General features: G+C 40.2%; 20 protein-coding genes and 1 other annotated feature. Of the genes, 10 read left to right on the top strand and 10 right to left on the bottom strand.

Features of this window, described 5'->3' with window-relative positions:
- Position 1: 1 nt before the first annotated feature.
- Positions 2-808 (top strand): ABC transporter permease, encoded by an 807-nt coding sequence (locus KHA99_RS14995; protein ID WP_213118284.1) that lies wholly within the window; start codon positions 2-4, stop codon positions 806-808.
- Positions 805-1,878 (top strand): ABC transporter substrate-binding protein, encoded by a 1,074-nt coding sequence (locus tag KHA99_RS15000; RefSeq protein WP_213118285.1) that lies wholly within the window; start codon positions 805-807, stop codon positions 1,876-1,878. The genes KHA99_RS14995 and KHA99_RS15000 overlap by 4 nt, the downstream gene beginning before the upstream one ends.
- Before the next feature lie 74 nt (positions 1,879-1,952).
- Here KHA99_RS15000 and KHA99_RS15005 read toward each other — a convergent pair whose 3' ends face one another.
- Together KHA99_RS15005 and KHA99_RS15010 are read right to left on the bottom strand one after the other, a co-directional pair.
- A complete protein-coding gene (locus KHA99_RS15005; RefSeq protein ID WP_213118286.1) occupies positions 1,953-2,522 on the bottom strand; it encodes a TetR/AcrR family transcriptional regulator in 570 nt (189 codons plus the stop codon).
- A 1-nt stretch (position 2,523) separates the two neighbouring features.
- Positions 2,524-3,243, bottom strand: coding sequence for an MBL fold metallo-hydrolase (locus tag KHA99_RS15010; protein WP_213118287.1), 720 nt, complete (start codon positions 3,241-3,243; stop codon positions 2,524-2,526).
- A 244-nt stretch (positions 3,244-3,487) separates the two neighbouring features.
- On the opposite strand from KHA99_RS15010, the gene KHA99_RS15015 reads away from it, so the two are divergent.
- Positions 3,488-3,997, top strand: coding sequence for a DoxX family protein (locus KHA99_RS15015; protein WP_213118288.1), 510 nt, complete (start codon positions 3,488-3,490; stop codon positions 3,995-3,997).
- Positions 3,998-4,149: 152 nt separating this feature from the next.
- A complete protein-coding gene (locus KHA99_RS15020; protein WP_213118289.1) occupies positions 4,150-4,659 on the top strand; it encodes a DoxX family membrane protein in 510 nt (169 codons plus the stop codon).
- Positions 4,660-4,711: 52 nt separating this feature from the next.
- Here KHA99_RS15020 and KHA99_RS15025 read toward each other — a convergent pair whose 3' ends face one another.
- From KHA99_RS15025 to pssA, 5 genes are all read right to left on the bottom strand, one after another.
- A complete protein-coding gene (locus tag KHA99_RS15025) occupies positions 4,712-4,933 on the bottom strand; it encodes a hypothetical protein (RefSeq protein ID WP_213118290.1) in 222 nt (73 codons plus the stop codon).
- Positions 4,934-5,125: 192 nt separating this feature from the next.
- Positions 5,126-6,484 carry a sensor histidine kinase gene (locus tag KHA99_RS15030; protein ID WP_213118291.1) on the bottom strand — a complete coding sequence of 453 codons (1,359 nt, stop codon included), beginning with the start codon at positions 6,482-6,484 and terminating at the stop codon, positions 5,126-5,128.
- Entirely contained in the window at positions 6,462-7,163 is a 702-nt protein-coding gene (locus tag KHA99_RS15035) for a response regulator transcription factor (protein WP_213118292.1), read from the bottom strand. Before KHA99_RS15035 ends, KHA99_RS15030 begins: the two co-directional genes overlap by 23 nt.
- A 34-nt stretch (positions 7,164-7,197) precedes the next feature.
- Positions 7,198-8,475 (bottom strand): VTT domain-containing protein, encoded by a 1,278-nt coding sequence (locus KHA99_RS15040; protein ID WP_213118293.1) that lies wholly within the window; start codon positions 8,473-8,475, stop codon positions 7,198-7,200.
- A gap of 198 nt (positions 8,476-8,673) precedes the next feature.
- Complete coding sequence (pssA, locus tag KHA99_RS15045) at positions 8,674-9,165, bottom strand: CDP-diacylglycerol--serine O-phosphatidyltransferase (protein ID WP_213118294.1); 492 nt, start codon at positions 9,163-9,165, stop codon at positions 8,674-8,676.
- A 238-nt stretch (positions 9,166-9,403) separates the two neighbouring features.
- Between pssA and KHA99_RS15050 the strand changes: the two genes are divergently transcribed.
- A complete protein-coding gene (locus tag KHA99_RS15050) occupies positions 9,404-12,523 on the top strand; it encodes an efflux RND transporter permease subunit (protein ID WP_213118295.1) in 3,120 nt (1,039 codons plus the stop codon).
- Between the two features lie 79 nt (positions 12,524-12,602).
- On the opposite strand, the gene KHA99_RS15055 is transcribed toward KHA99_RS15050, so the two are convergent.
- Together KHA99_RS15055 and KHA99_RS15060 are read right to left on the bottom strand one after the other, a co-directional pair.
- Positions 12,603-13,091, bottom strand: a complete 489-nt coding sequence (locus KHA99_RS15055; RefSeq protein WP_213118296.1) for a GNAT family N-acetyltransferase — start codon at positions 13,089-13,091, stop codon at positions 12,603-12,605.
- Positions 13,088-13,750, bottom strand: coding sequence for an HAD family hydrolase (locus tag KHA99_RS15060; protein WP_213118297.1), 663 nt, complete (start codon positions 13,748-13,750; stop codon positions 13,088-13,090). Before KHA99_RS15060 ends, KHA99_RS15055 begins: the two co-directional genes overlap by 4 nt.
- Before the next feature lie 284 nt (positions 13,751-14,034).
- On the opposite strand from KHA99_RS15060, the gene KHA99_RS15065 reads away from it, so the two are divergent.
- A complete protein-coding gene (locus KHA99_RS15065; protein ID WP_213118298.1) occupies positions 14,035-14,547 on the top strand; it encodes a nucleotidyltransferase family protein in 513 nt (170 codons plus the stop codon).
- A gap of 216 nt (positions 14,548-14,763) precedes the next feature.
- Here the strand turns inward: KHA99_RS15065 and bioB are convergent, their stop codons facing one another.
- Entirely contained in the window at positions 14,764-15,777 is a 1,014-nt protein-coding gene (bioB, locus tag KHA99_RS15070; protein WP_213118299.1) for a biotin synthase BioB, read from the bottom strand.
- Between the two features lie 412 nt (positions 15,778-16,189).
- Here bioB and kynU point away from each other — a divergent pair, with 412 nt between their 5' ends.
- From kynU to metG, 4 genes are all read left to right on the top strand, one after another.
- Positions 16,190-17,476, top strand: coding sequence for a kynureninase (gene kynU, locus KHA99_RS15075; protein ID WP_213118300.1), 1,287 nt, complete (start codon positions 16,190-16,192; stop codon positions 17,474-17,476).
- A gap of 45 nt (positions 17,477-17,521) precedes the next feature.
- Positions 17,522-18,370: a tryptophan 2,3-dioxygenase gene (kynA, locus tag KHA99_RS15080; RefSeq protein ID WP_213118301.1), complete on the top strand. Its 849-nt coding sequence runs from the start codon at positions 17,522-17,524 to the stop codon at positions 18,368-18,370.
- 38 nt (positions 18,371-18,408) lie between these two features.
- Positions 18,409-19,035, top strand: a complete 627-nt coding sequence (gene kynB / locus KHA99_RS15085) for an arylformamidase (RefSeq protein WP_213118302.1) — start codon at positions 18,409-18,411, stop codon at positions 19,033-19,035.
- Positions 19,036-19,958: 923 nt separating this feature from the next.
- Positions 19,959-20,231: a binding site (T-box leader), on the top strand.
- A gap of 56 nt (positions 20,232-20,287) precedes the next feature.
- On the top strand, positions 20,288-21,922 hold the full coding sequence (metG, locus tag KHA99_RS15090; RefSeq protein ID WP_213118303.1) for a methionine--tRNA ligase: 1,635 nt from the start codon (positions 20,288-20,290) through the stop codon (positions 21,920-21,922).
- The last annotated feature ends 8 nt before the right edge of the window (positions 21,923-21,930 follow it).

The raw sequence follows: 21,930 nt of genomic DNA on the forward strand, positions 1-21,930 counted from the left end.
CTTGGAAAGAAGAATATCGCCATTTTCTAAGCTATTTTTGGCCATCATTTTTTTCGTCCTTTATGCACCCATCTTTTTTCTCGTCTTTTACTCCTTTAACAGCGGAGAAACGATGTATAACTTTGAAGGCTTTACCTTGGATTGGTACCGGGAACTGTTTGGTGATACAAGACTGTTAATTATTGTGCTGAATACTGTTGTCGTTGCCCTATTGTCGGCATTATTTTCGACCATCATCGGCATAATCGGAGCTTTGGCCATTTATATGGCAAAAAGAAAGCAAACGAAACATACATTATTGGCAATGAACAATGTCCTGATTGTCAGCCCGGATGTAATTATTGGAGCCTCTTTTTTAATTTTATTTACCACTGCAGGAATCAAGCTAGGTTTTTATTCGGTACTTTTATCGCATATCGCCTTTTGCATTCCGATTGTGGTTTTAATGGTGCTGCCAAAATTAATGGAAATGAGCCCGTCTTTGATTGATGCGGCGCGCGACCTTGGGGCAAATCACTGGGATGTCATGACAAAGGTAATCATCCCTTATATTTCTCCTGGCATTTTGGCAGGTTTTTTCATGGCGCTAACGTATTCCTTCGACGACTTTGCTGTGACATTTTTTGTTACCGGCAATGGGTTCTCAACGCTGTCGGTTGAAATTTATTCATTGGCCCGCCGCGGAATTTCCTTAAGCATCAATGCGTTGTCGGCTTTGCTATTCCTATTTACGATGATACTGGTAGTCATCTATTACTTTATTGTCCAAAACAATAAAGTAAACGGAGCGGGGGTGCGTAAACGATGAAAAATCTGGTTAGATTTTTCCTGGTTATCGCCGTTTCCTCCGCCCTGATTTTAATTGCCATATCCAGCTTGAATTCCTCACAAGGCTATTCAGGCGGGAACACTTTAACTGTCTATAACTGGGGGGATTATATTGACCCCGCGCTGATTAAGAAATTCGAAAAAGAAACAGGCATTAAAGTCATCTATGAAACGTTTGATTCAAATGAGGCGATGATGACCAAAATCCAGCAGGGCGGCACTACTTATGATGTTGCTGTTCCTTCTGAGTATACGATTGACAAAATGCGCCATGAGAATTTGCTGATTCCATTAGATTATACCAAGCTTCCAAATTTAAAGAATATTGATAAACGGTTTATGGACCTCCCATTTGATCCCGACAATCAATATTCAGTTCCATATTTTTGGGGAACCGTCGGAATCGTCTATAATCCAAGCAAGCTTAACGGAAAGAAAATAACCAGCTGGAATGACCTTTGGGCCCCCGATTTAAAAAATGAAATCCTATTAATTGACGGTGCCCGCGAGGTAATGGGGATGGGGCTGAACAGCCTGGGATATTCTCTTAATGACACGAACAAGGAACACCTGCTGGAAGCAAAAAATAAACTTGATACATTAACCCCTAATGTCAAGGCGATTGTCGGTGATGAAATCAAGATGCTCATGGCCAATGAAGAAGCCTCGATTGGGTTGGTATGGTCTGGAGACGCTTCAGAAATTATGTCAGAAAATGAGCACTTGGATTATGTTGTCCCAAAGGAAGGGTCCAACTTGTGGTTTGATAACATGGTCATTCCAAAAACAGCAAAAAATATCGATGGTGCGCAAAAGTTCATTAATTTCATGCTTGACCCAAAAGTTGCCGCGCAAAACACCGAATATGTCGGCTACTCGACGCCAAATAAAGCGGCCCTTAAATTTCTGCCAAAAGATGTTGTCAATGATAAACGGTTCTACCCGTCACCTGAACTGACAAAGAAGCTGGAAGTCTATGAAAACCTGGGCAAGAAGAACTTGGCCTACTATAATGAGCTATTTTTGCAATTCAAAATGCATCGGAAATGAAAGCCATGCGGCTTCATAAACGAAAAAACTCCCCAAAACAGCAGAGTAATCGTGTTTTGATGAGTTTTTTCTGTTTATCGGCCCTTCCGGATTCCCTCGATAAACGCCGTTATGATGATCTCCAAACTCTTATCCAAGTCCAAAGCCATTTTGAATCCACCTCTTTGCTCAAGGGAGGAGAATCCATGGAGGATGCTGCGCAGCCCCCTCACGGCATGCAGAGCCATGTCGCCCTCTAGCTTATAGGCCTGCAAAACCCGGACGGAAAGATCGACTATTTTGGCACCCGCCTGCTGAACGTCAACATCCTCCGGGTCCGGTGCCATTAAGGTGGCCTCATAGATTCCTGGATGCGTTCTGGCAAACCCCACATAAGCCTTGCTAATCGCTAGCAGCGCTTCTGCTCCAGACACCCCGATAGCCGCTGGGGCTAATTCGTCATACAACAGATTGAGCCCATATATGGCTAGCTTTTTCCTTAGTCCCGGGAGGCCATCAAAATGATTATAAAGAGACGGCGGGCGGATATTTAGCTCTTTCGCCAGGTTTGCCAAGGTAACTTCCTGAAGACCATATTGGTCGGCAAGCTCCCCCGCCACTTCCAGAATTTCGGTTAATTCAAGTCCAACTTTCGGTCTAGCCATTTTATTTCTCCTTTTTGCGTAATTTCTTTTCCATTTTATTGATAGCCATCTTCATAGCCTCTGCAGGGTTTTCCACCATTTCCCCATGGCCGATGGCAAGCAAACTTGGATTCACTGCGGCTAATTTCCTGGCGCTTGTTAAAGCGGTTTGTTTGCTCCATGTCCCGAAGGCCGGGAATGGAAAAAATGGTCTGAAATCCCCCGCAATCGCTATGCCGCCTCTTGTTTGGAATGCATCCCCTGCCACTAAGGCTTGGGTCCTCATATCTAAAAAGGACATAGACCCAGGAGTGTGACCTGGCGATTCGAAGGCTTTTAACGATCCAACGATATCCCCTTCCTTCAATAAAACATTGGCTCTTGTTTTCAATTTCTTAGGGACACCGCCTTTTATCGGGGTCTGATCCTCATGAGAATCCAGGGAGCGGTCGCCGTTCATTAATCGGTTATCCCTCACCGAAATATAAACAGATACATCTGGCAGTCTTTCCTTTAACAAATCCAGTGCTCCAACATGATCCTCATGGGCATGGGTTAAGACAATCTTTGTAATAGGTTTTCCAATTCTCTCGGCTGCCTGCAATATTCCCTTTGCAACAAACCCTAAAGCCGCATCAATTAGTGTTAAACCGTCCTCTTCTTCCACCAAATAGCAATTTACTGGAAACACATTCGCCATAAACGTTACCTGATACAAATATCCCTTTTGGATCATTCTCATTATGACCAACCCCTTAACTATTATCGTTAGTTTTATTTTAACTAATAACATTAGTTTTATCAAGTGGTTTTTTGAAAAAATTTCCTACAGTATCTTCCCTTCCAGTATGTAACAAATTGTTCAAAGCTTTTTTACGAATATGTGAATTAGTGAACAAAAAGCCCTCGATTCAAACTAAATTTGCTATATTTACAGTGTAGTAATTATTTAAAACTTATATAAATCTTTTAAGGAGATGTTTCAAATGTTTGCTCGTTGGTTAAGAGAAAACAAAATTGCTGCTGGTATTTTAACTGTCTTACGTTTATATCTTGGGTATTCTTGGTTTACCGCAGGTTTTCATAAATTGACTGGAGGCTTTGATGCTGCTGGATTTTTAAAAGGAGTAACTGCGAACCCTGTAAAAGGTCCGGATGGCGCCGTTGTGTATGGCTGGTATGTTGAATTCTTAAAAGGCTTCGCCATTCCAAACGTCGATATCTTTAACTTTATCGTTCCTTGGGGAGAAACTTTAGTCGGCTTAGGATTAATTTTAGGCTGCTTAACAACTGCCGCTGCATTCTTTGCTTTAGTCATGAACTTTGCGTTCTTCCTTGTTGGAACTGTATCTCACATTCCGACTGACATTTTCCTTGGCATGATTATTCTTATTGCAGGCTACAATGCAGGACACTTTGGTTTAGACCGCTGGGTTGTTCCTTTCTTCCGTAAGGCTGTTTTCAAAGGAAAAGAACCCATTAGACAAAATGCTTAACTAAATAAAATGTCATGTAACAAATTGTTCAAAGCTTTTTTACGAATATGTGAATTAGCGAACAAAGAGCTCTCAGTTCAAATTAAATTTGCTATATTTACAGTGTAGAAATTATTTAAAACTTATATAAACCTTTTAAGGAGATGTTTCAAATGTTTGCAAATTGGTTGAGAGAAAACAAGATCGCCGCTGGAATTTTAACCGTCTTACGTTTATATCTCGGATATTCTTGGTTCACTGCCGGTTTTCATAAATTAACTGGAGGATTTGATGCAGCAGGATTTTTAAAAGGAGTTACTGCCAATCCTGTAAAAGGTCCAGATGGGGCGGTTGTTTATGGCTGGTATGTTGAATTCTTAAAAGGCTTCGCCCTTCCTAACGTTGATATCTTTAACTTTATTGTTCCTTGGGGAGAAGTTTTAGTCGGCTTAGGATTAATGTTAGGCTGCTTGACAACTGCCGCTGCATTCTTTGCCTTAGTCATGAACTTTGCGTTCTTCCTTGCTGGAACCGTATCTCACATTCCTACTGACATTTTCCTTGGCGTGATTATCTTAGCCGCAGGCTACAACGCAGGCCGCATCGGTTTAGACCGCTGGGTTGTTCCTTTCTTCCGCAAAACAGTTTTAAAAGCAAATGATCCGGTGAAACGCACTGCATAACCAAAAAACACCTCTATCTCAGCCTTGAGATGGAGGTGTTTGTTTTTGCAGATTAATAGCTGTTATCTTCCTTGAAACTCTGTCTGTTAACGTACCAATTTGTAACCTGTGTCAGGATGGCAAAAACAACGAAGAAATTCATCGCCCAAACGTTAATGAACGGTTTAAGGCCGCCGAATTCAATCGTAGCGTAGCCTTTAAACTTCATGACAATCATGGACTCTATAAAAATTAAAATGAAACCAACAACACCCGCAACTGCCGCCCTAATCATTTCTAATCCCCCCGATAAATTTTTGCTATATACTCAAATGGAATTTTGACAATTTCGTGAACATGTTACTCCCATTATATAGCAAGTCGGAAAGATTCAAAAGCAAAACTACCTCGTCTTTTAAAAAATAATCTTTCGGAAATAATGATTTCCACAGTGTTAATATTAGTGTTAGTTGCGTGAAATTCTGCTTCATTTAGGCAAAAGTAATTTTACAGTAGTCCCCGATCCTTCATTGCACTCTATTTCTATTTCACCTTTGTGCAATTTCATAATACTTTTGGCGATATGCAGACCTAATCCAGTCCCCCCGGTTTCTCTGCTCCTCGCTTTATCAACACGATAAAACCGCTCAAAAATATTATGGATCTCCTCCTGCGGGATTCCAATCCCATAATCTTTTACACGAATAATGGCAAATTGTTCTTTCTGCTCTAAGAAAACCTCAATTTTTTCCTGACTGTATTTCATGGCATTGTCCAGCAAAATGATAATAACCTGTTTAAGCTTTAATTCATCTGCATGAACAATGAGAGAAGACGTGTCATATTCCAAGGTTATTTCTCGTTTATATACTTGTTTTAGTTGCTTCAAAATATTTTGGCAAAAAGAAACCAGGTTTACTTCATGGATTTCTAATTCTGATTCTCGTTCAAGAGTGGCTAAGTCTAAAAAAGTATCTGTCATTTTTTGTATCCTAGTTGCCTCAGAATGAATAGCTTGAATGGCTTCGTCAGCCATTTCTTTATTTTCAAGCCCGTGCCTTCTCAGCAGATTTGCATAGCTTTTAATGACCGTTAACGGGGTTTTTAATTCATGAGAGGCATCCGAAATAAACTGCGATTGCTTTGCTAAGTTCTCTTGAAGTCTATCTATCATTCGATTAAATGTTTTAGCCAAAGTTTGCAGCTCATCTTTTGCCCTATTTTGAATGGTGATAGTCTTCGGAACACCACTCTTTTCAATTTCCTCCATGGTAGTAATCATATTGGAAATCGGCCTCATGATCATATTCGACAGCCATCTTCCTCCGAGTAAGGATATTATAGCAGCTAGGATAGTACTAAATATTAAAATGGCTCTAAGAATCTCTTTCCTTGCTTCTAAACCCTGTAATCGTTCTCCAATTTCCAGACTTTCTTTAAATTGTTTACCAGTATGAATTGGATCATGCACAACCAATACTTGCTCTTCTCCATTTTTCCCAGAAATTAAATAAGTTTGGGACTGTTGATTTTCTGCATATCTCCCTTTAATCTTTGTGGATAATACCTTATCATTCGAAACTTCGTAGATGATTTTGTTCCCGGGACCGATGATTCGGATATAGGAGTATTCTGATAAAAACCCTTTTAATTTATCCTCAACGTTACGAGAGGATTGACTGTTATCAATCTGTTTTTCGATATCTGCAGCCTTTTTAAAAAGCATATCCTTTTCCATATTGATGGTTGTTTTCATGAATAAGAAGAAGACGACAACATTAACGAGTATTAAAATGCAAAGCATCCAGGCTGTGGTTAAAAGGTTAATTTTTGTCGTGATCTTCATCCGTTTTCTCCTTTATCGTAAAACCAATCCCTCTGACTGTTGTAATTAACGGGACAGAAAAGCCCTCGTCAACCTTTTTTCGCAGATGTCTGATAAAAACATCGATTACGTTGGTCTCTCCCTCGTATTCATAGCCCCATACATTAAGGATGATGTTCTCACGTGTGACGACCTTATTTTTATTCATGACTAAATAGACCAAGAAGTCATATTCCTTCGGTGTTAATGAAATGGGTTTTCCGTCCCTTTTCACTTCTCTTGATTCCTTATTAATAATAAGATCCTCTACAATCAATTGAGATTTTTCCCCATTCGGGCGATTCCGCAGACACGCGCGAATACGGGCAAGGAGTTCTTCAATTTCAAAAGGCTTTGTGACATAATCATTAGCACCATGATCTAGCCCTGATACTTTGTCAAAAGTTGAATTCCGTGCTGTCAAAAGAATGACAGGAGTGACTGTGTTTTCCCTTCTAAATCTCCTTAATACTTCCATTCCGCTGAGCTCTGGCAGCATGACATCCAATAAAATTAAATCCGTTTCTGTTTGTAAGGCCGTTTCTAATCCTGCCTTCCCAGTGTGTTCAACTGTTACCTGATACCCTTCATACTCAAGCTCCATCTTTAAGACACGAGCAATTTGCGTCTCATCCTCAATGACTAAAATATGTGTTTTCACGAAACCTTCGCCCTTCCAAAGACATTTTATTAACTTAATTTTTTTCCAATACAAGCCGGAACATTTCAAACATCAAGAAGTTAAAAAAGATCCAGACTGCACCATATACATATCCTCCAGCAATGTCGCTTGGAAGTACTTCCGTTGAAGCTATATTTGCTATCGCAATTACTATTAATAAGATTACACCAAATAGAGAACCAAAGAGATGTATAAAATTATTTTTCGAATGTCGGACTAACAAAAATAAGCAAGTCCCATAAATGATAATTGTTAAAGTACTCAGTAAATCAGGAAAATTACTTGAATGAATTTTCCCTACAAACCCGATTGATTCAAGGAAGGAAAAAAGCTGAAGGACTGATTCATGAAACAACCTTGCCCCCAAAATAGGAACAAAAAGTAATAGAAACTCAAGTACCCTGTTCTTTCCTTTTCTCCAAATGCGGATGATGGTAATTCCGATCATAGCACCGAAGGCATATGGAAATTGGAAAACAAGAAAAGCTTTCATCCAGTTCCTATAAATTGCAGATTCAACCATATATTCAGTAATTTCATTGAACTGACTAAACTCACCATATAAATAGTCTTGAGCCATTCCCAGCATCAAGGTCACCATACCTATTAAAACGAAAGTGAGGAAAATAAGAAAGATTTCCGTCTTTCTAACGGTTTTTAGATAACTCAATAACCCCTGTATGAAATGAATAAGAAAGTCCTTAATTTGATTTTTATAATAACGATATACCAAATAGCCTGCTAACAATACAGCCAAAACAATTATAAAGATAACGAAGTATTTACTTGCCGCGTGATGAAAAACCTCCCAGCGGGGCCCCAAGACCTTTCCTAAAGTAATAAAGCAAAGACCCCATAAAAAAGATCCTAAGTAAGCAGGAATGATGAATTTTTTAAACGGCATTTTTGAAATCCCGGATATATAACCAGTGAAATGCCTAATTCCAGGTATAAAATAGGCAAAAATCAACAATTTACTACCATACCGTTCAAACCAAGCAGCTGTTTTTTTATACCGCTCAGGTCCAAGATGAATATATTTCCCGTATTTTTCTATAAGTTTATATCCTCCCGCTTTTCCAATCCAGTACGTTGCGGTTATTCCTGCGCCACCCGATAAAAAAACTGTCAGAAGTGCTAAAATATAATTCATTTTTCCCTGATAGACAAAATAGCCAGCATAGCTCATTAAAAATTCGCCTGAAATAGGCAGAGCCATTAATTCTAGAAAAATCCCCATAAATAGTATCAGATAACTATGCTGTTCAAATAAAGTAATTAAATGTGACATATACATGCCTCCAAAATTTATAAAAAGAAAAACAAAAGGATCAACTATCGTTCTAAAAACAATGTAGCACGATAAATCCATATATTTACTATTTTAATGAATTCTTAATCCTTTATTAAGAAAACAAAAAGGCGAATGGATAAAATAAAAAAGCTATGAATATGAAGGTTCCTAGCTTTTTTAAAAAGGAAAATTTAATTAAATTTTTTTAACTCTAATTGGACTTACCATTAAGAGGGCTAGGATTAACGTAATCCATGCATTGCTATATGAGAAGAATCCCATACCAGCCAGTGGCAGGCCGGCCGCTGGAATGGGCAGTCCTTTAAAATAGCCGATCGTTGGCTTGACGCTAAACCTGGCTAATCTTAATGCCCCCATCATCGGAAAAAGGATAAATGCCAAAGAAGTTAATATAGATGGTGCAGCAATTGAATGGAATAAAAGAGCAGGGGCAACCCCAAAACTCACAATATCGGCCAAGGAGTCCAGTTCTACGCCCAATTCACTGTTCACTTTTAATTTCCTCGCAATCCTTCCGTCAAGAAGATCAAAAACAGCTGAAAAAAAGATAAAAATGGCGGCAGCTTCGATAAAGCCACTCATATTCAAGGTTATAGAAAGAACACCGCACAATAAATTTCCTAGTGTAAATAAATTAGGAATCGCTTTTATTAAATGTTTGAACAAGGTTGTCCCCCCTGACTTTTAAATCCCCCATTTATTTAGCTTTTTCTATATATTCTTCCGTTATTCTTAAAATGATTTTTCCATCTTAATGAAATATTAATCTTTTATTAAGTGAACAAACAGGTTCGTTTTATATACTTTGAAGTGCCCAATTTTATTGTAAGTCCATTCATGAATTCACAGCAGAAACGATCATGTTTTGGGTTATATCATATATGGAGTAATGGGAGGAAAAACAATGAAAAAGTTAGTAGAGGCAACCATGCAAAGAGCCATTCTTATGATTGTGTGTGTTGCCATAATCTTGTCCTGGGGAGGTATTTCTGCTTACCAGATGCAAAGAGATTATTTACCTGGGATTAATAACACCACCCTTTCAGTTAGTATGAGAGTACCTGGTTATCAAGCGGCTCAGGTGAAACAACAGGTTACTGATAACCTTGCAAGTGCCGTCAAAACCGTGGATGGTTTGTCCAATGTCGAAACCACTTCATATGACGGCGGCTTATTTATGAGTTTGTATTTTCCGATGAATACAGATATGAAGCTAGCCGAGGACCAAGTAAATAAAGCCTTGGCCAATGCCGACCTTCCGTCAACGCTTACAAGCACTCCTTCCGTGACTCGATTAACAACAAGCTCATTTCCAATTTTGACTTACAGTGTAACAAGTTCAAAATTGGATGAACAAACACTTCGTTCCACTGCAACACAGGAAATAATCAAACAATTAAAATCCGTTCCTGGAGTAGCGGATGTATCCGCAATCGGGGGAGCAAAAGATGGATATGTATTAACTGTCCGCATGAAAGACCTTGTGAAAAATGGATTAACATTAGATGATGTGAATAAATCGTTTGCTATGGCTGTTCCATCGATGCCGCAAGGGAATATTGTAAACAACCAATTATCAATTCCAGTTTCCTTTGATGGTTTACCATTAACCGAGCAGCAAATGGAAAACGCAACAATTAAGAATAAGGAAGGAAAAGTCATTCCTGTATCGGCATTCGGTACCATTACACATTCCTTAAATGACGTAAAGACTGTCTCAAGAACAAATGGAGCGCCAAGTGTTACTTTAAATGTGATTAAAACACCATCGGCCAATATTACTGATGTTGCTGAACAAGTTAAAGACCGTGTTTCTCATCTTCACTTGGATACAGTAAATCCAAAAGATGTTTCATTCCAAGTTTTACTTGATAGGGAAAAAGAATTAAACAGTTCTCTTTTCGGTTTAATTCGAGAAGGTTTGCTTGGCTGTTTATTCTCGATGATCTGTGTGTTCTTCTTTTTCCGAAATGTAAGATCAACTTTATTAATAGCTATTTCACTACCAATTTCCTTATTAGCGACAACGGCTTTTTTAAAGTCAATGGGTATCACGTTAAACATCCTAACGGTTTCCGGTTTGATCGTAGCGATGGGACGTATTGTCGATGATTCGATTGTTATCTTAGACAACATGTATCGGAAACGGGAAGAATCGAAAGATAAACCGCTGCTTTCCATTCTTGCTTCATCTGTTGTTGAAATGATTCCAGCGATTTTAGGCTCTACCTTAACGACTATTGCAGTCTATATACCAATCGCCTTTGTTGGCGGCGTCATTAGTGCATCATACAGCGGATTCGCTTGGTCTGTCGTGATTGCACTCGTCATTTCATTCTTTGTTGCCATGCTTGTCATTCCTGCTCTTGCGTTTATGGGATGGAAAGGCGGAAACGGAGAAAAACAAACGGTCAAACTCGATTCGAAAATGAAACCAATTTTACAATCTGCATTCAAGCACAAAAAAGCGATGATTATTGTTTCGATCTTAGTCTTTTTAGGTGCCGGCATCTATTCTGCGTTCCTTCCGGTAAGTCTATTGCCTAGTGGAAAAATCGGACAAATTGCCATAAAAGCAGAATTACCTAAAGGAAGCACCTTAATCCAGGTAGATTCTGAAGTGCAAAAAATTGAAAAAACATTAAAAGAAAATCCAAAGGTGGATGCCTATTCTGCCAATTTTGGTTCAACCATGACACCTCAAAGTGACGACGTGTTTGACCAAGGCGGCGGCTTTATCACCTATCCGAATGTTGCTAACCTTTCAGTTGTTTTGAAGAACGACAAGGATGCAGATTCCGTCATTAAAGAGCTGCAAAAACAGCTTCCGACCTTAGCGAAAGATGTAACTTATACAGTAACAAGCCAGAACATTTCTGGTGATGATTCACAAATGCGTATTTTGTTCACTGGTTCCGACCAAGCGACATTGGATCAGGTAGCGCAGGAAGCACGAACAAACCTATCGAAAATTGCAGACTTGAGTGTCGATGGAAAAGTTGATTTAACAAACGGTGCTCCTAAGTACAAGGTGACGTTTGACCAAAAGGCAATTCAGGATAAGGGGGTTAAAGTGGCGGACATTTTGACCGTTGTAAATCGTTATATGTCTGCATCGAAGGATGCTACAATTATGGTGGATCATAAGGCCCTTCCTGTGGACCAATTTTTAGATCAAATTGCTTCAGGTGACAACTCAAATATTACATTAGAGGCTTCTGCTGATGATGTTTTAGCATCTCTTGCTGCTGAAACGTTTAGCGGGAATAATGGTGAAGTGGTCCGATTTGACCAAATCGCTAAAATCTCGAAAGACCAGTCCCCATCAACTATTAGCGAACGGGATGGTCAGCCATTCTCTCTGGTGACAGCACAGATTACATCCAATGATATTGGTAAAGTGTCAAGCCAAGCAGAGAAAGCTCTAAGCAGCATGAAACTTCCTAGCGATGTAACGTACTCATTGGGAGGAATCTCTGAGCAAGTAAAAGACATGATTTTTGATATGTCTGTTGCAGTAGCATTTTCTATCCTTTTAGTATTACTGATTACTTCATCCATTTTCAAAGGCTGGAGAGCTCCATTATCAGTGCTATTAAGCATTCCGCTGGCATTAAGCGGCGTGGTTATCGCGTTAATTTTATTCCATGGTGAATGGAATCTAGCAGCATTGATTGGAATTCTCATGCTTACAGGTATAGTGGTAACCAATGGTATTGTGTTAATTGACAAAATCGAAAGAAATCGAAAAGAAGGCATGCCTGTTGAGGAAGCGGTATTGAATGGCAGCCTTTCAAGGATTAGACCAATCTTGATGACAGCAGCAGCAACTGTACTTACATTATTGCCATTGGCATTTTCTCATAATGCCGATACCGTTATATCGCAGACACTCGGCATTGTCGTGATTGGCGGTATGGTCACTTCGACCATCAACAGCTTTATTATCATTCCGATTATTTATGAATGGCTGCATAAAAAGGCTTCAAAAAATATATCGATGAATGCAAAAAGTATCAGCTAAAAAGCTTATAGAAATGGCTTGGAGTAATGATAAAAAAGGTGATTGACACATTTTGTGCCATCACCTTTTCTTTTTTACATTAGAATGTCACCAGCATATCCCAAGATGTTCCATCAACACCTATCTTTTTAAAGCCAAATCTTTTGTATAACTGCAGGGCAGGATTAGTTGGGTCGACGCTTAAAGAAATCCCTTTATATCCGAATTCTTTTGTGGTTCTTAGTATTTCGCCAAGCAAAACAGTCCCTATCCCCTTTCCCCGATATTCCGGCATAAGCGCCATACCCAATAGAGGGGTTTGACTATCGACAAAGCCGTAGGTTTTATTGGATTCATCGAACAATCGAACCCAAACCGCCCCGATAGGTTGATGATCATGATCCTCCGCAATAATGGCCGTGTCCCCGTTTCTGCCCCAGTCAATTAGAGATTTTTCAATATGCGGTTCGTTCAAAATATCCCTGGTTGGCCGCGGCTGACCTTCTGGTATATAGATAGCTTGATATAGCATTTCCCATAAAAATTGTTCATCTTTGGTGGTACCGAGCCTAATATTATATCCGTTCATTCGTTTCCCCCCTTAATTTTTTGCAATAATTGCTTCAAGTTTATCTCTTCCATTGAAGACAGCCTGTGGCTATGGCCATGAAACTCTAAATGCGATGTAACTTGGTTTGGCACTACTACGCAATGAATTCCTGCTTCTCTTGCCGCTCTGAGACCATTCAAAGAATCTTCAAAGGCAACCGCTTCGGATGGTTTGATGCCTAGTGCTTTGACAGCTTGAATATATAATTCTGGGTTCGGTTTCACTTTAGAAACATCGTCCCGTGTTTTTATGACATTAAAGTACTTGAAAATATGGAGCTTTTTTAAAAAACCTTCCACCCACTCACGGCTTGAGCTGGTGGCCAAGCCAATTTTCAATCCTAATTCTTTTGCTTCTTTAAGGTACTCCTCCACGCCTTCCCGTGCGGCAGGCTCCTTCATTTTTTCTAAAACTATTTGTTTGACAGAGTTTTCAATGACTTCGGAATTTATTGGTGTCGACAGGTTTTCTTGGATATAAGCAAATAGTTCGGTGTCGTCCGTTCCTATGACTTTGGAAAACTGCTGCAGCGTAAGGTTTATTCCATAGCCTTTTTCTAGGACTTCCTTATAAGCCTCGAACCAGATGGTTTCCGTATCCACAATTAATCCATCAAAATCAAATATGATTGCCTTCAATTATGTATCACCTCTTTTAATTTAGACGAAAGTTTTTGGAAAAGGTTTTACCGGGTCGGAATGTTTTGCTGGGGTGAAAATTCATAACGATCGGGGCATCGGTTTTTTATGCTGTCCAGGTGTTATAGATTTTCAAAGAATTACGGGACCCTATAGGAAAAATATGTTAGATTTTATTTAAGCCGTACTTCATATGGACTACATTATTTAAAAATAGCTAAGGAGTGTTAAAAATTATTAAAAATCAGGAAGATATTATTCAAGTTATCAGAGAAGATATCTGGATGATGGAAATTTTAAAAATAGCAAAAACCATGAATCTGCCTGATTGGTGGATATGCGCAGGGTTTGTCCGCTCAAAAATATGGGATGTATTGCATGGATTTACCACCAGGACCCCTCTTCAGGATATCGATGTAATTTATTTTAATCCGGAAAATATAGATGAGTATGATGAAAAGAAGCGTGAAGAAAAACTAAAAATCCTGAGGCCTGACATTCCATGGTCGATAAAAAATCAGGCCAGAATGCATGTTATTAACAAACTTGCTCCCTACTCTTCGGCTGTGGATGGTATTTCGAAATTTCCCGAAACAGCAACAGCGGTTGGAGTGAAACTCGATGAAAAAGACAACTTAGTAATTTCTTCCCCATGGGGAATCGAGGATTTGATTCATATGGAAGTTAAACCGACCCCATTATTTTTGGCAAATATGGAGCTTAATAAAGTTTATTTTAATCGGGTTAAAACAAAGAAATGGGAAGAAACATGGAATCAATTAAAGATATCAACCTAATTTTCGGATAACAAAAATCTTCATAACTTCCACGTAAGTTCTCTATAAGTTCTACACAAGAATCTAATAATATAAAAGTAACTTAATTAGGAAATAAGTTCATTGAACTCATTTCTTAAAACTTCCCATAATTTTGATTGGTGCTTACACCAATCTATTTTTTTGCCATTTAAAAATTATCCCCCCACCATTCAGCGAGCAGTGAGGGGGCTTTCTTTAATAGGTTTCCGCAAATGTCTGGCTTTCTGTTTCAAATGGGTTATCTTCAATTTCGAAGCCCAGGTCTTTAATGAGTTGATAGTCTTCCTCTGCTCCTTGGCCTGCGGTTGTCAGGTAATCGCCGACGAAAATGGAGTTGGCCATAAACAGCCCCAGATTCTGAAGTGAACGAAGGTTGAATTCACGGCCGCCCGAGATGCGGATTTCTTTTGTCGGATTGATGAAGCGGAACAGCGCCAAAATTTTGAGGCAACGGATTGGTGTCAATTCGTTTAGATCCTCTAGCTTCGTTCCTTTGACCGGATGAAGGAAATTAACCGGAATGGAATCAGCATCCAGTTCCCTTAAGGCAAATGCCATCTCAACGATATCATCATCGGTTTCCCCCATTCCGCAAATGACGCCGGAACAAGGAGAAATCCCCGCTTTCTTCACATTTTCAATCGTTTCGACACGGTCGTCATAATCATGTGTGGTGGTGATATTAGCATGGTGATTGGCACTTGTATTGATATTGTGATTGAAGCGGTCTACTCCTGCTGCTTTCAATTTGTAAGCTTGCTCCTCACTGACCAATCCCATACAAGCGCAAATCTTGATTTGCTCGACCTCGCTCTTAATCTCTTGAACTGCAGAAATGACGGTATCAACTTCGTTATTGGTCGGTTTCCGTCCGCTCATGACGATACAGTATGTACCGATTTTGTTTTTCTTTGCTTCCTTGGCGCCCTCCACAATGGTCTGCTTGCTGATGAGGGTATACCGATCGATTTCCGTTTTTGCTTTAATGGACTGCGCACAATATCCGCAATCCTCTGGACATAGACCGCTTTTGGCGTTAATGATTAAATTTAACTTTACCTTCTTACCATAATAATGTCTGCGGATTTCATAGGCGGCATTGACTAGAGACAAGATATCGTCGTCTTTAGAGTGCAAAATTTCCTTGGCTTGTTCTTTTGTTAGAACGTATCCTTCGAGCACTTCATTTGCTAGTTTTGACCAACTCACATTATCACCTCAATTTTATTTGTTAACTAAAACAACAAATAGGTTAACATATAAAATTATAAAACAAGTAAACTGTAAATTAAACCATTTTGTACCAAAGTTTTTGGAAAGGCGATTTACGAATTAGCAGACGGCTTCTTAAAATAAGGTGCCAAGTATAATCTTCACAACTTCCACACATCTTCCCCCTAACTTCTACATAACTTTTCCCTATTATAAAGGTAACTTAATTAAGAAATAAGTTCGTCGAACTCATTTCTTAAAACTTCCCATAATCTTGATTGGTGCTGTCACCAATCTATTTTTTTTGCCTCCTTTTCACAAGTGTCCACGAGCGGTGCCTGACACCCATTTCCTATACATTGTTACGTTGCAGTTGGAATATATATTTTATAAGAAAAGGAGGAGACCGATGAACGTAGAAGATTTTGTGCCAACGCTGGATTTTGCCAGAAAATTGGACAATGAAGATGCTCTTTCGGGATTTCGTGATGAGTTTTTCATCAAGCCGGATTCCATTTATATGGACGGAAACTCTCTAGGTTTGCTTTCCAAACGGGCGGAACGGGCCCTTCTCGATACTATCGAAGCTTGGAAGGAATATGGAATCGATGGCTGGACAAAAGGAAAGCAGCCATGGTTTTTCCTATCAGAAAAATTGGGAGAAATGACGGCACCCCTTATTGGAGCAGCTCGGGAGGAGGTAATTGCCTGCAGTTCCACAACTACTAATCTCCATCAGCTCATTGCTACTTTTTATAAACCAACAGGATCCCGCACGAAAATATTAGCCGATGGATTAAACTTTCCTAGTGATATTTATGCATTAAAAAGCCAGCTACAGCTTCATGGTCATGATCCGGATGCCCACCTTATATGCGTGAGGAGCCGCGATGGTAGATTCATAGAAGAGGACGATATTATCGAAGCGATGACCGATGACGTTGCCTTGGTCATCCTTCCGACAGTATTGTACCGGAGCGGGCAAGTACTGGATATGAAACGGTTAACGGCGGAAGCACATAAGAGGAATATTTTAATAGGTTTTGATGCCTGCCATTCAATTGGCGCCATCCCTCATTCCTTCAGCGAATGGGATGTTGATTTTGCCTATTGGTGCAATTACAAATATTTAAACGGCGGGCCTGGGGCAGTCGGTGGTTTGTATGTGAATCGGAAACATTTTGAGGTATCCCCTGGTTTAGCTGGATGGTTTGGCTCGAACAAAGAGAAGCAATTTGATTTGGAGCATACCTTTACACCGGCGGAAACAGCGGCCGCTTATCAAATTGGCACACCACATGTTTTGAGCCTCGCCCCTCTTATTGGCTCCCTGGAGATGTTCGCTGAAGCCGGGATTGAGAATATTCGATTAAAATCCCTTCAACTTACCCGCTATTTGATGAAATTAATTGAACATGAGTTGACTGATTTAGATTTCGTGGTTGGAAATCCTCAAGAGGATTCTCGCCGCGGTGGACATGTCAGTCTTGAGCATGATGAGGCGGCCCGCATTTGCAAAGCATTAAAAGAAAATGGGATCGTTCCAGATTTCCGAGCTCCTAATATCATCCGGCTGGCTCCGGTTGCTCTTTACAACACCTTTGAAGAAGTTTGGAAGGTTGTTCAAGTTCTGAAGGTGATTATGTCGGAGAAGCAGTATGAGAAGTTTGCCAATGAGCGGGATATCGTCGCGTAGCATTAGGTCTTTTTTAAAAAAAATTTAATAAAGGAGCCTAAATGTATGGAAAGCGATGCGCAAGACCAAAACTTTGGTTTAGATAAGGAAATTCAGACTGACTTTCAAAAAGAAATGTCCTACGGGGATTATCTTCATCTCGATAACATCCTATCGAGCCAGCGGCTGTTATCCGACCACCACGATGAAATGCTGTTTATCATCATCCACCAGACGAGCGAGCTATGGATGAAGCTAATTCTGCACGAAGTGAACGCAGCCATCCAATGTATTCTCCGAAACGATTTGGAGCCCTCGTTTAAGATGCTGTCTCGTGTTTCCAAGATTCAGCAGCAGTTAATCCAGTCGTGGAATGTTCTCACGACCTTGACGCCTGCTGATTACATGCAATTTCGCCATAAACTTGGACGTTCTTCCGGGTTCCAATCGTATCAAAATAGGTTGATTGAGTTTGCGTTAGGTCAGAAAAACCCAGGGAAATTGGCTGTTTATCGGCATCAGGCTGATCTATATAAAAAGATGTGCGATGCTCTTGGCGAGCCTAGCATTTATGATGCAGCCATCTCCGCCCTTGCAGCTAATGGATTACCTGTTGATGGAGTTGTGCTGAAACGAGATTGGTCGGTGTGTTATGAGCCAAATAACAGTGTCGAGGAGGCGTGGCTGGCTGTATACCGCAATACTGATAAATACTGGGACCTCTACGAACTGGCTGAAAAGCTGGTCGACATCGGCAATCAGCAGCAGCTCTGGCGGTTTCATCACTTGACGACCGTGGAGAGAATTATTGGCCATAAAAAAGGAACTGGCGGATCTTCCGGTGTCCCATATTTAAAAAAGGTCATTGACCACCAATTCTTCCCGGAGCTCTTGAGCCTAAGGACAAAGCTGTAATACACTTAGGCTATAAATGTGTTGGAGGCGGTATTTGAATGAATAAATGGATAGATATTTCGCAGCGGCTGGATAACAATATTGTCGTTTGGCCGGGGGATACCCCTTTCTCATATAAGGTAAGCTGGAGCATGGAGGAAAGCGGCTCCTGCAATGTCGGCGAAATCACAATGAGTGCCCACACCGGCACCCACATTGATGCTCCATTCCATTTTGATAATGATGGAAAAAGGGTTATTGATTTGGATATTAATTTGTATATTGGCCCGGCGCGGGTTGTTCATTTGCCGAATGTGGCGAAAATAGGAGGTAAGGAGCTTAATGGTGTGGATTTGGGAGGCGTTGAGCGACTTTTAATTCGGACTGATGCTTGGTCAGATCGTCGTGCGTTTCCTAGTTCAATTCCCCCGGTAGAGCCTGGGTTGGCGGCGTATCTTTCTGAGCGGGGTGTACGACTGCTTGGACTCGATTTACCATCCGTGGACGCTATTGATAGTAAAGAGCTTTCCGCTCACCATGAGCTTACTCGCTGCGGGATTCATATTTTAGAGGGATTGGTCTTGGATGAGGTGGAGCCAGGGGATTATGAGTTGGCTGCTCTGCCGCTGCCATTGGTGGAGGCAGATGGAAGTCCGGTGCGGGCTGTGATTCGGAAATTAAGATAAGAAGAATCCCTGCCGTTTGGCAGGGTCTTTTCTTTTATGTGAGCAGGGTTGCGGTATTTTTACCCGTAACAGTCTTATTTTTGTTAAAAGGTAAAAATAGAAGGTTTATTTTTACCGTTCCATCCTCCATTTTCAAGGTTCGGGCAAAATACCGGGCTTATTCTTCCCGTTCTAGCCTCTATTTTCAAGGTTCGGGCAAAATACCGGGCTTTATTTTCCTGTTCCATCATCCATTTTCAGGTTTTGGGCAAAATAGCAGGCTATATTTTTACCGTTCTACTCAAAATTTTCATGTTTCGGGCAAAATAGCGGCCTTATTTTTACCGTTCCACTCAAAATTTTCATGTTTCGGGCAAAATAGCGGCCTTATTTTTACCGTTCTACTCAAAATTTTCATGTTTCGGTCAAAATAGCGGCCTTATTTTTACCGTTCCACTCAAAATTTTCATGCTTCGGGCAAAATAGATGCCTTATTTTTACCGTTCCACTCAAAATTTTCATGTTTCGGGCAAAATAGCGGCCTTATTTTTACCGTTCTACTCAAAATTTTCATGTTTCGGGCAAAATAGATGCCTTATTTTTACCGTTCCACTCAAAATTTCATGCTTCGGGCAAAATAGATGCCTTATTTTTACCGTTCCACTCAAAATTTTCATGTTTCGGGCAAAATAGCGGCCTTATTTTTACCGTTCTACTCAAAATTTTCATGTTTCGGGCAAAATAGCGGCCTTATTTTTACCGTTCCACTCAAAATTTTCATGCTTCGGGCAAAATAGAGGCCTTATTTTTACCGTTCCACTCAAAAATTTCACGTTTCGGGCAAAATAGCAGGCTTTGTTTTTCCCGTTCAATACTTAAAGCCCATTTTCAAATATTCATTGATTTTGAAAAATTTACCCTTTATAATAAATCCAATATATTCATCATAAGCGATGATGAGGAAAAGTAAAATGACGATACTTTCACCAGAGAGCTTCGGGAGCTGAAAAGAAGCAAAGTGACTCATTTGAACAATGGCCTCTGAGCTCCGTCCTGAACGTTACTCCCTGTAACTAGTAGGCTACGGCGAGAGTTGGTACTCGTTATCAAAACCACAGTATCGAACATCAACGTTCCGTACTTGCAGAGACTGATTGCGTGAGCAGTTAGTAAATTAAGGTGGTACCACGGGATATTAATATAACCCCGTCCTTATCTATTTTCTATGGATAAGGGCGGGGTTTTTTGTTTTTCAAAAAAGGAGGTAATTGAAATGAATGTATTTATTGGAGGAGCATGGCCGTATGCGAATGGATCGCTGCATCTCGGTCATATCGCAAGCCTTTTGCCGGGCGATATTTTGGCCCGTTACTATCGGCAACGAGGAGAAAATGTATTGTACGTTTCTGGAAGTGACTGCAACGGGACACCGATTGCTATCCGCGCCAAACAGGAAGGTGTTTCCCCAAAGGAAATTGCCGACCGCTACCATAACGAGTTCGACGACAATTTTAAAAGGCTAGGATTTTCATACGATTGCTACACGAGAACAGATTCAGAGCACCACCATAAAACGGTTCAGCAAATTTTCTTGGATCTCATCAACAATGGCTATATTTATAAAAAAGAAATCGAGCAAACGTATTGTGAATCCTGCGAGCAGTTTCTTCCTGACCGATACGTCGAGGGGATTTGTCCCAATTGCGGTCAGCCATCACGCGGCGACCAATGTGATTATTGCTCCACCATGCTGGACCCAATCGACCTATTAGAGAAAAAGTGCAAGCTATGCGGGAATACTCCGGCCATCAGGCAAACGGAGCACTTCTATTTTTCATTAACAAAATTCAAAGAACCGCTCACAAACTTGGTTTCCAGAGCTAAAAAGAATGCTGCCTGGCGGCAGAATGCTATCCAATTAACAGAAAGATATATCAACGAAGGACTGCAAGACCGGGCTGTATCCAGAGATTTACCTGTGGGAATCAGCGTACCCGTAAAAGGATATGAAGAGAAAAAAATCTATGTTTGGATTGAGGCAGTCTCGGGGTATTATTCCGCCAGCAAAAAATGGGCCTTGGATTCCGGAAAAAACGATTCAAAATTTTGGAGTGAGGACGCCATTTCTTATTATGTGCACGGAAAAGATAATATTCCTTTTCATAGCATCATTTGGCCAGCGATTTTACTAGGCATTCAAAACAAAAAGCTTCCTGACCATATTGTTTCGAATGAATATTTAACGCTTGAAAAGAAAAAGATTTCGACCAGCCGCAATTGGGCTGTTTGGGTGCCGGACATATTGGAAAAATACCATCCCGATTCGCTTCGTTATTTTTTAACAATAAACGCCCCTGAGAATCGGGATACTGATTTTTCTTGGAGGGAATTTATTTATAGCCACAACTCCGAGTTGCTTGGCGGGTATGGGAACCTGGTCAATAGGACGTTGAAGTTTATTGAAAAATATTACGGAGGCCATATACCAATTGGTTCTATTAAACCTGATATTCACGCCAAAATAAAAAAGGCCTATCAGACGGTTGGTAAGAGTATTGAAGGCGGGCATTTCAAACAGGCATTAGAAGAGGTTTTCAGTCTCGTCCGATTAACGAATAAATATTTTGACGAACAAAAGCCATGGAAACAAATTGCTGAAAATAAAAGCGAATGCGACCAAACCATTTTCAATTGTACGATCGTCATATTGAATTTAGCGCAATTATTAGCACCGTTTTTGCCGTTCTCCAGCAAAGAGATCAATCAGATGTTTGCTCGTTCCGAGTTTACATGGGAATCTACCGACTCTGTCCCGGACAAAATTACTGGAGTGAAGCCATTATTTGAACGAATTGACGTGAAGGCAATTCAAGATGAATTAGAAAAATTAAATACCCAATCCAATTAAAAAAGCTA

Source organism: Neobacillus rhizophilus (assembly GCF_018343535.1).
Lineage (GTDB): Bacteria > Bacillota > Bacilli > Bacillales > Cytobacillaceae > Neobacillus > Neobacillus rhizophilus.

Bases quoted from the DNA above. Each gene is read 5' to 3' on its own strand.
- KHA99_RS15000 (WP_213118285.1), top strand. From the start codon at position 805: ATGAAAAATCTGGTTAGATTTTTCCTGGTTATCGCCGTTTCCTCCGCC.
- KHA99_RS15005 (WP_213118286.1), bottom strand. From the start codon at position 2,522: ATGGCTAGACCGAAAGTTGGACTTGAATTAACCGAAATTCTGGAAGTG.
- KHA99_RS15010 (WP_213118287.1), bottom strand. From the start codon at position 3,243: ATGAGAATGATCCAAAAGGGATATTTGTATCAGGTAACGTTTATGGCG.
- KHA99_RS15015 (WP_213118288.1), top strand. From the start codon at position 3,488: ATGTTTGCTCGTTGGTTAAGAGAAAACAAAATTGCTGCTGGTATTTTA.
- KHA99_RS15020 (WP_213118289.1), top strand. From the start codon at position 4,150: ATGTTTGCAAATTGGTTGAGAGAAAACAAGATCGCCGCTGGAATTTTA.
- KHA99_RS15025 (WP_213118290.1), bottom strand. From the start codon at position 4,933: ATGATTAGGGCGGCAGTTGCGGGTGTTGTTGGTTTCATTTTAATTTTT.
- KHA99_RS15030 (WP_213118291.1), bottom strand. From the start codon at position 6,484: ATGAAGATCACGACAAAAATTAACCTTTTAACCACAGCCTGGATGCTT.
- KHA99_RS15040 (WP_213118293.1), bottom strand. From the start codon at position 8,475: ATGTCACATTTAATTACTTTATTTGAACAGCATAGTTATCTGATACTA.
- KHA99_RS15050 (WP_213118295.1), top strand. From the start codon at position 9,404: ATGAAAAAGTTAGTAGAGGCAACCATGCAAAGAGCCATTCTTATGATT.
- KHA99_RS15055 (WP_213118296.1), bottom strand. From the start codon at position 13,091: ATGAACGGATATAATATTAGGCTCGGTACCACCAAAGATGAACAATTT.
- KHA99_RS15065 (WP_213118298.1), top strand. From the start codon at position 14,035: ATGATGGAAATTTTAAAAATAGCAAAAACCATGAATCTGCCTGATTGG.
- kynU (WP_213118300.1), top strand. From the start codon at position 16,190: ATGAACGTAGAAGATTTTGTGCCAACGCTGGATTTTGCCAGAAAATTG.
- kynA (WP_213118301.1), top strand. From the start codon at position 17,522: ATGGAAAGCGATGCGCAAGACCAAAACTTTGGTTTAGATAAGGAAATT.
- kynB (WP_213118302.1), top strand. From the start codon at position 18,409: ATGAATAAATGGATAGATATTTCGCAGCGGCTGGATAACAATATTGTC.
- metG (WP_213118303.1), top strand. From the start codon at position 20,288: ATGAATGTATTTATTGGAGGAGCATGGCCGTATGCGAATGGATCGCTG.